The organism is Oleiphilus sp. HI0125 (assembly GCF_001635355.1).
The window spans coordinates 1-876 of record NZ_LWGF01000626.1 but is presented as its reverse complement, the minus strand read 5'-3'; the positions used below and the strand labels follow the sequence as shown (position 1 = coordinate 876).

Sequence of the window (876 nt, the reverse complement as noted above, 5' to 3'; positions counted from 1 at the left end):
GGACGAGGTGTTTTGTCATTCATAATGTCATCGATTTGAGGAGTATCGATCGTCTCATACTTCATCAAAGCATCAGCCATTGCATCTAGCTTGGAGCGATTTTCTTCTAAGACTCGCTGCGCCGTCGAATAACACTGGTCAACGATTGAACGGACTTCCTCATCGATACTGGCCTGCGTCGAACCTGAAACATGAGAAGTAGACCCGCCTGCAGATTTGCCGAGGAACACCTCTTCTTGCGCTTCGTCGTACTTCAAGGGACCAAGCTTCGCTGACAAGCCCCACTTCGTTACCATGTTACGCGCAATATCTGTTGCACGCTCAATATCGTTTGACGCACCTGTCGTAACACCTTCTGGACCAAGCGTCATTTCCTCAGCAATACGACCGCCGTACAAAGAGCAAATGTTGCTGATCAAGTGCTGACGACTCATGCTATAACGGTCTTCTTCTGGCAAGAACATCGTCACACCAAGCGCTCGCCCGCGAGGAATAATACTCACCTTGTAGACTGGATCATGCTCCGGCATGAGGCGACCTACAATCGCGTGTCCCGCTTCATGATAAGCAGTATTTAGCTTTTCTTTGTCAGACATAACCATCGATTTACGCTCAGCGCCCATCATGATTTTGTCTTTAGCCAACTCAAACTCAACCATACCAACAGTACGCTTGTTCGCACGCGCCGCAAACAGAGAAGCTTCATTTACAAGGTTGGCCAAATCTGCACCAGAGAAGCCCGGAGTACCACGCGCCATAACTGCTGCATCCACGTCGTCACCTAGAGGGACTTTCTTCATGTGCACTTTAAGTATTTGTTCACGACCAAGAATGTCAGGCAAGCCAACTACAACCTGTCGGTCGAAACGACCTGGG

At 49.2% G+C, this 876-nt stretch carries 1 pseudogene; it reads right to left on the bottom strand.

The annotated features are described in order from the left end of the window. Positions 1–876, bottom strand: a pseudogene (locus A3762_RS08195) (ATP-dependent metalloprotease); the annotation flags it as partial.